Raw genomic sequence first — 12,279 nt, forward strand, 5'->3', positions numbered from 1 at the left:
TTTTTTGATTATACAATACCCGAATTTGTATATCAACAAATCCGGGTATCGAATTTAATTAGTATTTAAAACTAGTCACTATTTTGCTTCTGCAGCCTTCTCAGCGTCGAGTTTCTTAACAACTTCATCGATTCTGTGTGCAACCTCGATAAAGTCTTCCTCGACGAAGCCTCTTGTTGTCATCGGCGCTGTACCGACTCTAACACCGCTAGTCTGCATTGGAGAACGCTTCTCGTTAGGAACGCAGTTCTTGTTAAGAGTTATGCCAACCTCATCGCATGCATTCTGGAGATCCTTACCAGAGAATGCTTTATCTGAAAGGTCGATAAGGAATACGTGGTTATCTGTTCCTCCAGTTACAATTGTATATCCTAGCTTGAGCATTTCGTCAGCAAATGCTGCGCAGTTCTTTACAACCTGTGCTGCATATTCCTTGAATTCAGGTCTTAATGCTTCCTCAGCGCAAACAGCTTTTCCAGCGATGATGTGCTCAAGCGGACCACCCTGTGCGAATGGGAATACTGCGCTATCAATTTTCTTAGCGAGCTCTTCCCTACAGAAAATCATTCCGCCTCTTGGTCCCCTAAGTGTCTTATGAGTTGTTGTTGTGATGATATCAGCATATCCAAATGGGGATGGATGTACTCCACCAGCAACGAGACCAGCGATATGAGCCATGTCTACCATGAATAGAGCATCAACGCTCTTTGCAATCTCAGCGAATTTCTCAAAATCGATGATTCTTGAGTAAGCACTAGCACCAGTTAGTATCAGCTTAGGCTGGAGCTCCTTCGCCTTCTTCTCTAGGTCTTCCATATCGATGAATCCATTATCATCTACGTTATAGAAATGAACATCGAAGAACTTACCGCTGAAGTTAACCGATGAACCGTGAGTCAGATGTCCACCGTTGTCTAGGTTGAGTGAAAGGATTGTATCACCTGGCTCTAGTACTGCGTTGTATGCAGCAAAGTTAGCCTGTGAACCACTGTGAGGCTGCACATTTACGTGATAATCTGTATTGAATACCTCTCTCCACTTATCGCAGCAGTATTCCTCAAGTTCATCAACGTATCTTGTTCCGCCGTAGTATCTTCCCTTGTTTCCGGAATGTCTATCAACTGGCTTTGCAGGATATCCTTCTGCATACTTCCATGATAAACAGCTTCCGCAAGCAGCAAGAACTGCTTCTGAACAGTAGTTCTCAGATGCGATTAGCTCCACGTTGTTCTTCTGTCTGTTGTACTCCTTCTCAACTAGAGCAGCAACTGTAGGAGATGTCTTTGCAATTTCAGCGATATTTTCTAAGTTGTATCTGCTGTCATCGTAGCCATTTCTGTCAAACATTAATTTTCCCGTCCTTTCGATTGAAAAAAATTCTTATATCTCCAATAAGATATATGGATCCTAAAAAGAGCATTACGTCTGCACCAGACGACAGTGCCCTATCAAAGGCTGTTTCTTCATCGCTGATAGCTGTAACAGCGATATTTTCATCTTCGAGTAATTTCTTTAGCTTCTCTGCTTTAAGAGCTCTTGGACTAACTGGTTCAGTTACAATAACCTCATTAGCATCTACTGCAGTAAGTCCTGAACGGAGTATCTCAGTCATATCCTGATACTCCTTATCTCCAAAGCACCCGAAGACCGTAATTATTCTCTTATTCTTGAATATAGTTTCTCTAAGCTCCTTAAGTGTCTCCATAGCAGCTTTGAGCCCTTGAGGATTGTGCGAACCATCTATAACTATGTATGGATTGTTCTTGAGAATCTCAAAGCGTCCCATATTTCTTGCACTGGTTAGACCCTCACGCATCTCTAATTCATCGATATCTATTAGCATGCGATCTCGCATACTCTTTACAGCAAGTAATGCTGTTATGGCATTCCTAATCTGATGTTCCCCGATGAGGCTTATCCTTACGCCATCCATTTTGACTTTGTCAGTTCCATCACTAACTTCAAAATCGAAGTCCATAAATTCAGAATAATCATTTATTCTGTATTTGGCAAGAGAAGCATCAATAAATTTTGCATTCTTTTCCTTAGCGACATCGGATATGACCTCTTTTACCTCAAGCTCAGAAGATTCAGATATAACAGGTACACCCTCCTTGATAATTCCAGCCTTAGCCTCAGCAATCTTAGCGAGCGTGTCCCCGAGCATATCGACGTGGTCAAATCCTATTTGTGTAATCACTGAAACTAGAGGATTTAAAATGACATTTGTCATATCCATCTTACCGCCAATTCCAGTCTCCAGAATCACTATATCAGGTAATCGCTCTTTAAAATACAGCAAAGCCGTTGATGTCAGTATCTCGAACTCAGAGAAGTATCCATATCCCTCGTCATTAACTTGTTCCGCAAAGGACATCACATATGTTGCAATCCTACAGAAATCATCATCACTGATATAGTTCCTGTCTATATCGAAGCGCTCATTGTACTCCATAACATGGGGAGACGTGAACACCCCTACAGAATAACCAGCAGCACGCAGCATAGATGCTATAAACTGGCATACAGAACCTTTACCATTCGTGCCAGCAACATGGACAAATTTTAAGTCTTCTTCAGGGTTACCTAATAACTCGAGAAGCCTTTTCATCCGTGAAAGTCCAATCGGACCTCTCTTAGCTGTCATTTCCCAAATGCGCCGTATAACCGCCTCACTCGCTTTATTTGGCACTTGCTTCACCCATGGACTCAAGTCTCTTGATAACTGTTTCTAGCATCTCACGGTACTTGTCGCCCTTCTGTTTCTCCTCCTCAACCACTGATGCAGGAGCCTTCGCAACGAACCCTTGGTTAGAGAGCTTCTTGTCTACACGAGCAACCTCGCCCTCGAGTCTCTTCTTCTCCTTCTCAAGTCTCTCGCGTTCTGCTTCGAAGTCAACCAGATCAGCTAGCGGAATTAGGAGTTCCCCTCCAGTGAATACCGCTGAAACTACCCCATCTGGAGTTTCGCTATCAGTTCCTTCAACAGTTATATCTACAACATTAGCAATCTTCTTTATGTGGGCAGAAATCACTTCAACTGTATCCTTAAGCGCATCCGTCTTGACGATCAGATTAAGCTTGCGACTAGGTGCAGCATCTACTTCTGTTCTAGCATTTCTGATTGCTTTGATGATTTCTTTAGCAGTCTCAATTCTTGAAACAGACTCAGAGTATATCTTTCTTTCGTCATAAATCGGCCACGATGAAGTGATTAGCAAGTTATCATCGTCATTTGAATCGCCTGATTCTGCTGGTAAATATCCCCATATTTCCTCTGTAATAAACGGCATAAATGGGTGTAGCAATTTAAGTAAATCCTTGAGGACGCTCTGCAGAACGAATCTTGCAGTTGCCTTATCCTCTTCATCATCGCTCCATAATCTCGCTTTAACAAGTTCAATATACCAGTCGCAATATTCATCCCAGATGAGTTCATAAACCTTTTGACCTGCAAGCCCTAGTTCAAACTTCTCCAGTGAATTTGTGATATCAGCAGTAGCTTCATTTACGCGGGAGATAATCCATTTATCCTCATCTCTAAGCATTGTCTTCTCAGCAGTTGCCACCTGTAACGGATTGCCTTCGTCATCCAGAAGATTCATAATTGTAAATCTCGATGCGTTCCAAAGCTTATTAGCAAAATTACGCGAGGACTCGAGTCTATCCCAGATAAATCTCGTATCGTTACCAGGTGTAATACCTGTAATGAGCATAAACCTTAGCGCATCTGCACCAACCTTATTGATTACCTCAAGTGGATCAATTCCGTTACCAAGCGACTTACTCATCTTTCTACCCTGTTCATCGCGAACGAGTCCATGTAAGAATACATATTCAAAAGGTGGTTCACCCATAGCATCGCACCCTGAGAATACCATTCTGATAACCCAGAAGAACAGAATGTCGTATCCCGTAACCATTACTGAATTAGGATAGAAGTAATCGAGTTCCGGCGTCTTATCAGGCCATCCTAGTGTAGAGAAAGGCCATAGTCCAGAGCTGAACCATGTATCTAACACATCTTCATCCTGGTGTAGGTGAGTGCATCCGCACTTAGGGCATGCACTTGGCATAGTGCGACTTACGACGATTTCTCCGCAGTCATCGCAGTAGTATGCAGGTATTCTGTGACCCCACCATAGCTGCCTCGATATGCACCAATCATGAATATCATTTAGCCAATTTAGGTAAATCTTCTCAAATCTCTCAGGAACGTGCTTTAGCTTTCCAGATTTTGCAGCCTCTACCGCTGGTTTAGCGAGATCCTCCATCTTAACGAACCATTGGTCTGAAAGCTTTGGTTCAATGGCATTGTGACATCTATAGCACTTTCCTACCGGAATAGTAAGCTCTTCAATCTTAACAAGGAAGCCGGCTTCCTCAAGATCATGAACCCATGCCTTACGGCACTCATATCTGTCCATACCTTCGTATTTTCCAGCTAGTTCATTCATCGTGGCATCATCATTCATGCAGGACATAATCTCTAGATTATGTCTCTGACCTACGAGGAAATCGTTGGCATCATGAGCAGGTGTAATCTTTACAGCACCCGTACCTTTATCTGGGTCTGGATACTCATCCGCAATAACCGGAATCTCCCTATTCAAAATAGGTAAAATTACAGTCTTCCCTACTAAATCCTTATATCTATCATCTTCAGGGCTCACGGCAATTGCAACATCGCCAAACATAGTCTCCGGTCTAGATGTCGCAACGGTGATTCCCTCTCCACCGTCCTTTGCAGGGTAACGGAAGTACCAGTACTTGCCATGCTCGTCCTCATGTTCAACCTCAGCATCCGAAAGGGATGTCATGCAGTCCGGGCACCAATTTACAAGTCTATTACCCTTATAGATCATGCCTTTATCATACAGCCTGATAAAGAGCTCTGTAACCGCCTTGTTACAGCCCTCGTCCATCGTAAAACGTTCTCTGCGCCAATCACAGGAATCTCCGAGCTTGCGGCACTGCTTCGTAATCCTGCCGCCATACTCTTCCTTCCACTTCCATGCGCGCTCGAGGAATGCCTCTCTACCTATGTCCTTCTTATCCTTGCCAGTCTCTTCACGAAGAGCATTGTTGACCTTAACCTCAGTTGCGATACTTGCATGATCGCTGCCAGGTAGCCAGAGTGCACTATAGCCCTGCATTCTCCTCCATCTGATGAGGATATCCTGAAGCGTCTGATCAAGAGCATGACCCATATGTAGCTGCCCTGTGATATTTGGTGGTGGCATTACGATGCAGTATGGTTTCTTGTCCCTGTCCACCTCTGCATTAAAAGAGCCATGCTCCTCCCACATCTCATAAATACGATCTTCAAAACTCTTTGGATCGTATGTTTTAGCAAGATTTCTACCCATTTTTTACTCCTAAATTCCTATTATCGTTAATCTATCTCAGTAGCCAAATAGTCTCAGCTACAGAATAATCCGCTCTACAATATGTGCAATATCTTTCTATTCCTCAGAAAAAACCTCGTGCCTGATATTCTCCATCATATTATCGACATCAGCGAGAATCTCTGAGCAGATTTTTAGCTTATTCTGAAGATCGTCACTCAGCGCACCTTCATTCTTATATTTTAGCTCATGTTCCAAACTTGCCCAAGTATCCATAGCGATGCTCCGGAACTGCATTTCAACTGGAATCGATACTTTTTTGCTAACAAGAAATATCGGTACCTCTATAACAACGTGTAGGCTTCTATACCCGCTTTCCTTTGGATTTGAACTGTAGTCTTTAATCCTGATGAGCTTTATATCCTCTTGTTTCAGCAATAAACTTGATAGCCTATATATATCGTTTCGATAGTTGCAGACGACTCTAACACCCGCTATATCGTAAATCTGCTTTCTAATCTCAGATATGTTGTTAAGCGGATCCTCTATCCCATATCTCTCTGCCTTTTCAAATAGGCTGTTAACAGACTTTAGTCTATATTGAATGTGGTGGATAGGACCATGATCATCTTGTTGCTTGAAGTCATCATCTAAAATCTCCAGCTTAGTGGAAATCTCTTTTATCGCCGCCTCATACTCTAGCCTTATATCAGCGATTTCCTGAAAAAAGGCTTCCTTATCTCGCACAAGCTCCAGCTTGTTTTTGCTCAGTCTTTCAGGATTAAGTATCTCATTAGTAATATTCATTCCACCTTATGCCCTTCAAAACTACCGGTCAAACACGACCTTATAAATATCTTATGTTTAGGCAAGTTCCGCCGCTTTTACGACGTTGCGAAGCAACAAAGCGGTTGTAACTGTACCTACTCCACCTGGAACAGGAGAGTAGCTTAGCGACTTAGGCATGCCTTCAGCTTCCAGTGCGCCAGAGTCAAAGTCCCCAGCGAGCTTTCCATCCTTGCCTGTACCAGTTCCGACATCTATGATTATCTGCCCATCATGGAATAACTCAGGACTGTATGACTCAATCTGACCTGTTGCAAGTACAACAACATCCGCTCTTTCACAAGCTTCTCTAAGATTCTCATCAGTAGTTTTCGTGTGGCAAACTGTAACTGTGGCATTTGCATTCATCATCATGAGCATAAGTGGCTTTCCAACTCTCATGCTTCTGCCAACAATCGTTACTTGCTTTCCCTTTAAATCAACCCCATAAAATTTTAGTATCTCCATGCAGGATTCCGCTGTGCATGCGTAAAATGCATTAGGATCGTTTGCAAAAAGGTTTGCATAGGAAGCATCTGTAATCGCATCTATATCCTTTGTTGGGGAAAGAAGTGCGCGCAAACGTTCGCCATCGATTGATTTAGGAAAAGGCATAAGCATGATAATACCGTCGATATTATCATCGTTATTTAGCCTTACGAGCTCCTCCTCGGCGTCACTCTGAGACACACCTTCATCTAGCACAACTGACTCACAGTCTATTCCATATTTGCCAGCTCTCTTGATAATAGCGCCCTCATAGTATTTCTCTCCGTCATCGTCACCAATTCTAAAAGTGGCAATCTTTGGTGTTTTACCAGCTTTCGTCAACAGTTCAACTCTTGAAATAATATCCTGATCTATCGCATCCCTAACGGGAGCGCCTTTTAACAATGTATGCATATCTGATGTTTCCTCCGCATTTTTAACGTGTAAAACCATTTAATATTATAGCATAATGACAAAAGAATTAGTATATTCTTTAAGCTAAACAACAAAAGTGTTATCGCATAAAATATACGATAACACTCATTATTGCAATTAATTAAAAATCTCATAATCACTGCTATACTCGTAAAACCCAGTGCTATTTGCTATTTAGCGCTGCTTTTGCAAGTGCATCAGCCATGTCGTTATACTTATCTCCCGAATGTCCTTTTACTTTCACGAAATTGATTCTCATATTCTTTCGGCATTCACGTATATAACTTTTGTAAGCCTTTGTCATATCGAGATTTGCCTTCCACTCATCATCAGCCCATTTCCCTACGCCGAGATAGTCATGGTAAATGACCACTGAATCGATTCCCTGCTTCTTACAGTACTCAATCGCCAGCTCTGCACCTTTGATTTCGCCAGCGACATTTCTTAGTTTACCACCTGCGTCATCTGTATAGAGCTTGCTTAGCTCTACAGTCTTTCCATCTACGAGGATTACCGCACCAGAAGCGTAGTTCCCCGTTGCGACATCATAGCTGCCATCGACATACGCCTTTACAGCATAACCATCTTCTAGTGGTACGGATGCTTTTTCTTCATGTGCATAGATATCAGAGGTTAACTTCATGCTTTCAAGTACTTCTGGACCTACAAAGCTCTCTGCTTCGCTAAGTCTTGCAAATCCCTTGTATTCAGAATTCGGATATCCATCAACCTGCATCTTGCACTCATCCCAAGTACCATAGATGCCCGGAACCCTTCCTACCTTTACCGCATAAAACTTTTTCTTTGACACTTTACTATCCTCGCTTGCCTCGAACTTTTTTAGAAATGATTTGCGATGAACCGGAGAGATCCCAAGAGCGCGTAGACCGTCATAGTGAGCAGCCGTTCCGTATCCCTTGTTGCTGGCAAACCCATATCCTGGGTATTCACCTTCAAGCTCCTTCATAAACGAATCTCTCGCAACTTTTGCGACTATCGACGCTGCTGCAATAGAGTAGCATGTTGCATCGCCCTTAATGATCGGTTTTTGTGGTATCCCTTCAGACTCAAGGTCAACCGCATCAACTAACAGCATTTCTATTTTCTCACCTTCAGGAAGTTTGTCCTGAACTTCCTTTATAGCTCTATGCATAGCAAGCTTTGTAGCATTAAGGATATTAATTTCATCGATTTCCTTCGCAGTTGCGACACCAATCCCATATGCTATAGCACATTCACAGATTTTCTGGCTAAGCATGTCTCTCTGCTTTTCAGTAACCTTCTTGGAATCGTCAACTCCAGGCGCTCTAAAATCCGCTGGGAGCACCACGCAGGCCGCATAAACGGGCCCAGCAAGTGGTCCGCGGCCGACCTCATCTATGCCCGCTATAATATTGACACCTGATTTGCGTAGCTCATCTTCAATTTGAAGAAGCTCCTGCATCCTCATTATTTTCTTTTCTTCACGTTCTTGCTTCGTCATAGTTAGACACTCTTCTCATACATATGTTTATACCATAACAACATGCCAATTTATTTGAGCACGGGTCTTTCTAGCGTGATATTCCCTATTATTCCCGCTCTAAATTCATCTAAAATTGCACGGCCAGTTCTCTCATAGTCTATGCGCTTACCAGACTGAATAAATCCTCTTTTCAAAGCAATCGCCTCCATATCAAAAAGCACCGGATCTAAAGGCTCGCCATACTCGTTATACACCTCTTCGTCTTCATCCATAAGACCGTCAAGCTTATATCTTGCGATTAGTTCTTCTGGGTAGTTTTCTCTTAAAACCTTAAGTAGTTCATATGCTAGGTCTTGCACATTCAGAATCTCATCCTTGATGCTTCCACAAAAAGCGAGGTTTAACCCCACATGTGGATCTTCGAACTTCGGCCACAGAATTCCAGGTGTATCGAGAAGCTGCATGCCATTCTCCAGTGTAACCCATTGTTTCCCCTTTGTTACACCTGGTCTATCTCCAGTCTTGGCACTTTTCTTTCCGATGAGTCTATTAATAAACGAGGACTTACCTACGTTAGGAACACCTACAATCATCATTCTAAGAGGCCTCCTTAGAGAGCGCTCCTTGTTTCTCTCCTGCTGAAGCTTATCAAGAATCTTATAAAAAGCTTTTATATTTTCGCCATTTCTGGAATCCACAGGTAGAGCAATATCTCCACTCGACTCAAAGTAAGCTTTCCACTCGTCCGTTGCACGCTTGTCAGCAAGATCGCATTTTCCTAGAATAACCACACGCTTTTTCCCCGAAATCAATTCATCGATAATAGGGTTTCTACTGGAAAGCGGAATCCTGCTGTCCACTATTTCAACTACGAGATCCACAGCCTTTAAATTCTCTTGGATGAGCTCTCGAGTTTTTTTCATATGTCCGGGATACCAATTAATGTTATTAATCATAATTTCTCCTAAGAAAAATGCATACCGCAGCAATATGCCGAGGTATGCATTATTATCCTTGCTTGTAAGCTAAGACTATTTTGCCTTCTTGATTCTAGCAGCCTTACCTGTTCTCTCACGCATGTAATTAAGCTTAGCTCTTCTAACACGGCCCTTCTTAACTACCTCAATCTTGTCAACCTTAGGTGAGTGTATTGGGAAAGTCTTCTCAACACCGATTCCCTGTGCAAGTCTTCTTACAGTGAAAGTCTGAGAAATGCCGCCATTCTGCATCTTGAGCACATAGCCTTCGAATACCTGGATTCTCTCTCTCTGACCCTCGATAATCTTAACATGTACCTTTACAGTATCACCGACATTGAACTCAGGAACATCATTCTTCTTATAATCCTGAGTAATCTGATCTAAAATATTCATCGTTATTCCTCCTCTCTCTCAAAGACGTTCGTAGCATGTTTCTTCATCGAGCTCTGCCCATTACTTGCATAGCTAGAGGACCGTCCGTAATAACTTTTGTATAATATCATACCAATACTCGTATTGCAAGGGTTAAAAGCATTTCTATTAAAAAAGCCCGCTTCTGCGGGCTCCATTTTATGCTCTTGGATGCGTCCTGCTGTATACGTCTTTTATTCTAATATTCGTCACAGATAGATAAGCAATACCTACAGACATATCATCAAATCCCATAAGCTCCTGAAGTGTCTTGAGGTCGCCACCATTTTGCAAAATATGCACTGCGAAGCTATTTCTTAGAATCTGTGGAGTCATGCGATCTTCTATGCCAATCATCGCACCGTATTCCTTCAGCATCTTCCAAATTCCCTGCCGGGTTAGAGGCTGTCCTCTAAAATTGATAAACACATAGCTGTCATCCGTAACCTCTGTACGAGCCAAACCCGAATATGCCGTATCTCTGTACCTTCTAAGAGCTTTCTGCGCATACGAACCCAGCGGTACGATTCTGCTCTCTCCCTCGCCATCACGGAGAGTTACAAAATTCATCTTGAGATTAACATCTTCGAACTTTAGACGCACGACCTCTGTTACTCTAGCGCCTGTTCCATACATGAACTCAAACAGAGCTGTATCTCTAATTCCTTTTACAGTCTGATCTGGCAGCGATAGAAGCTTCTCAACCTCTTCAATTGACAAGAATTCAATCTGTCTCTTATCGTTCTTTGCAGATTTAATCTTAGAGAAAGGATTCTCAGTCACTTCACCGGTTTCAATCCCATAATCGTAAAATGTTCTGAGCGATGAAAGTTTGCGATTGATTGTCGCTTTAGACTTGCTTGCATTATTTAACTCTAAGATATATGCAATTGAATCGCTCTCTTTGCATTCTGCAAGCTCTCGACCACTATGACCCTCAAGGAATTTCGCAAATGAGATAACGTCCCTCTTGTAAGCCACCAAGGTATTATCAGCTTTACCTTTTGTATCCCTTAGATACGTAATAAATTCATTAATCATAACCTAACCCCCCGTTATAATTATATGCACCCGGTTTAGATAATTCCCGCACTTCTAGCAAACAGTACACCTGCAACCGTCTTGCCATCTTCAATATCCCCGGACATTATCCTTCTAATGACCTCATCAGGTGCCATCTGAACGATATCGATATCCTCTGTCTCATCGAAATCGGTTTTCCCTGGGCTGAGATTATGACAAGCATAAAACTCAAGTATCTCTTCAGAATATCCAACACATGGAGCCATTCGAAAGAGCTTAACCATTTGTCCCGCCGAATACCCTGTCTCTTCTCTGAGTTCACGCTTTGCTGCGTCCTCAAACGACTCTCCAGGATCGACTTTTCCTGCCGGAAGTTCGATAACCTGTCTTCTGAGAGCCTGTCGCCATTGTCTTACAAATACTATTTTTCCATCTTCTGTAATCGGTATAAGTACTGCAGCTCCCCCATGCACAACAATATCTCTATATGAGATCTTATCATTGACTGCTAAAATCTTATCCCTTCTAATGTCAAAAATCTTCCCTTTGTATACAATATTCGACTCTAATGTTTTTTCCTCATAAGCCATAAATATTCCTGTATACCCTCCATTTACTAATATAACTTTATCACAATTTATGTTAATAGCATGCCATTATACTTAAAAAAAACAAAAAAAGCTTGAATTTTCGCTTGAAATTTACGTATTTTCTAAAATTATAAAAAATCCCTCGTAATTTTACTTAAAATCGAGGGATTTTGCAAATTAAAAATTATGTGTTGCTCTCATATTCACACACGCACATGCGCAAGAAATAAGATACGGCTTAATAGTATCACCGAAAGATTTCCCCTTCAGCACATCTTTAGTTAGACGAAATTTGAACGGGTAATGAAAACAAATTTGAATTCACGAATATATAAATGATTTTCATATAGCCATTTACCCTTAATGGTACTAGTAAAGTCCAAGATTTGCGGCAAATGCATGCATAAATCTCATCTTCCACTTCTTCCATGTGTTGATATGAGCAAAATCATCGAAGCCACCCCCTCTGATTTTGACACTGCTAATAACCCCTTGCCTATAATAATCAGGTATTTCTTCAAGAGCTCTCCTAAGACAATCAAGTTTGACAATTGCGTCATCTATCCTATGATCCTGTCCAGATTCATAATTGGAACTCATGGCGATTTTCTCTAATCTTTCCATATCGCGAATCATCCACACACATTGGTAATAAACTTCTCTCGGCAGACATCGCTCACCTTCAATTCGATATTGATACTCTTTCATACATA

General features: G+C 41.9%; 11 protein-coding genes. All 11 read right to left on the reverse strand.

Features of this window, described 5'->3' with window-relative positions; genetic code table 11:
- Positions 1-78 precede the first annotated feature (78 nt).
- Positions 79-1,347, reverse strand: a complete 1,269-nt coding sequence (locus C5Q96_RS03910) for a serine hydroxymethyltransferase (RefSeq protein WP_106057107.1) — start codon at positions 1,345-1,347, stop codon at positions 79-81.
- Positions 1,340-2,692 (reverse strand): bifunctional folylpolyglutamate synthase/dihydrofolate synthase, encoded by a 1,353-nt coding sequence (locus C5Q96_RS03915; RefSeq protein WP_158696678.1) that lies wholly within the window; start codon positions 2,690-2,692, stop codon positions 1,340-1,342. Before C5Q96_RS03915 ends, C5Q96_RS03910 begins: the two co-directional genes overlap by 8 nt.
- Positions 2,682-5,369 carry a valine--tRNA ligase gene (locus C5Q96_RS03920; RefSeq protein ID WP_106057109.1) on the reverse strand — a complete coding sequence of 896 codons (2,688 nt, stop codon included), beginning with the start codon at positions 5,367-5,369 and terminating at the stop codon, positions 2,682-2,684. The genes C5Q96_RS03915 and C5Q96_RS03920 overlap by 11 nt, the downstream gene beginning before the upstream one ends.
- 96 nt (positions 5,370-5,465) lie before the next feature.
- The gene (locus tag C5Q96_RS03925; protein ID WP_106057110.1) at positions 5,466-6,155 is read right to left on the reverse strand and encodes a GTP pyrophosphokinase; all 690 of its coding nucleotides are present in this window, start codon (positions 6,153-6,155) and stop codon (positions 5,466-5,468) included.
- A 57-nt stretch (positions 6,156-6,212) separates the two neighbouring features.
- Positions 6,213-7,076: a bifunctional 5,10-methylenetetrahydrofolate dehydrogenase/5,10-methenyltetrahydrofolate cyclohydrolase gene (locus C5Q96_RS03930; protein ID WP_158696679.1), complete on the reverse strand. Its 864-nt coding sequence runs from the start codon at positions 7,074-7,076 to the stop codon at positions 6,213-6,215.
- A gap of 184 nt (positions 7,077-7,260) precedes the next feature.
- The gene (locus tag C5Q96_RS08735) at positions 7,261-8,580 is read right to left on the reverse strand and encodes a ribonuclease HII (RefSeq protein WP_106057112.1); all 1,320 of its coding nucleotides are present in this window, start codon (positions 8,578-8,580) and stop codon (positions 7,261-7,263) included.
- Between the two features lie 50 nt (positions 8,581-8,630).
- On the reverse strand, positions 8,631-9,518 hold the full coding sequence (gene ylqF, locus C5Q96_RS03940) for a ribosome biogenesis GTPase YlqF (protein WP_106057113.1): 888 nt from the start codon (positions 9,516-9,518) through the stop codon (positions 8,631-8,633).
- Between the two features lie 75 nt (positions 9,519-9,593).
- Positions 9,594-9,935 carry a 50S ribosomal protein L19 gene (rplS, locus tag C5Q96_RS03945; RefSeq protein WP_106057114.1) on the reverse strand — a complete coding sequence of 114 codons (342 nt, stop codon included), beginning with the start codon at positions 9,933-9,935 and terminating at the stop codon, positions 9,594-9,596.
- Positions 9,936-10,112: 177 nt separating this feature from the next.
- Positions 10,113-10,994 (reverse strand): tyrosine-type recombinase/integrase, encoded by an 882-nt coding sequence (locus C5Q96_RS03950; protein ID WP_106057115.1) that lies wholly within the window; start codon positions 10,992-10,994, stop codon positions 10,113-10,115.
- Between the two features lie 35 nt (positions 10,995-11,029).
- On the reverse strand, positions 11,030-11,566 hold the full coding sequence (locus tag C5Q96_RS03955) for an NUDIX hydrolase (RefSeq protein ID WP_106057116.1): 537 nt from the start codon (positions 11,564-11,566) through the stop codon (positions 11,030-11,032).
- Between the two features lie 369 nt (positions 11,567-11,935).
- Positions 11,936-12,274, reverse strand: a complete 339-nt coding sequence (locus tag C5Q96_RS03960; protein WP_106057117.1) for a hypothetical protein — start codon at positions 12,272-12,274, stop codon at positions 11,936-11,938.
- Between the last annotated feature and the right edge of the window lie 5 nt (positions 12,275-12,279).

It is taken from the genome of Mogibacterium diversum (assembly GCF_002998925.1).
Classification (GTDB): Bacteria; Bacillota; Clostridia; order Peptostreptococcales; family Anaerovoracaceae; genus Mogibacterium; species Mogibacterium diversum.